Origin of the sequence: Pseudoxanthomonas gei (assembly GCF_010119615.1) — a bacterium.
Classification (GTDB): Bacteria; Pseudomonadota; Gammaproteobacteria; order Xanthomonadales; family Xanthomonadaceae; genus Pseudoxanthomonas_A; species Pseudoxanthomonas_A gei.
On record NZ_QOVG01000030.1, the window covers coordinates 1 to 585 of the forward strand.

The 585-nt window shown below is 47.4% G+C and carries 1 protein-coding gene; it reads left to right on the forward strand.

Features of this window, described 5'->3' with window-relative positions:
- A partial coding sequence (locus DT603_RS15825) for an ISAs1 family transposase (protein ID WP_162350953.1) occupies window positions 1-585 on the forward strand: 585 nt, incomplete at both ends.

Here is a 585-nt window from a genome sequence, read left to right on the forward strand (position 1 = left end):
GTTGTGAGTATTGATGCCATTGGCTGCCAGAAAACGATTGCTGAACTGATTATTGAGAAGAAGGCCGACTATCTTATTGGTTTGAAAGCCAATCAGGATCGCTTATATGAACAAGTGGTGGATTGGTTCGAGCGAACAAGGCCTGGCTTGCTAACCCATACAAGCCGCGACTTAGGGCATGGTCGGGCAGAAAAGCGGACCGTGCTAGTCTGCCAAAAATTGGGCCTACTTGATGCCGTTGAAGGCTGGGTTGGCTTAAAGAGTGTAATTTGTGTGGAGTCAAGTCGTTGGATTAATGACAAAGAGCAACACAGTAAGCACTACTATATCAGTTCGTTAGCTGACTGTTCAGCCGCTCAGCTGGGCTACTACATTCGTCGGCACTGGAGTATTGAGAATGAGCAACACTGGCATCTGGATGTGACTTTTGACGAGGATGGTTGCCAAGTTCGAAAAGACCACGCTCCGCGCAATTTGACTACCGTGCGTAAATTAGCTTTAGGGTTGATTAATCGCGATCCGACAAAGATGAGTTTGAAACGCAAACGTAAGAAGGCTGCTCGAGATGACGCCTACTTGATGACG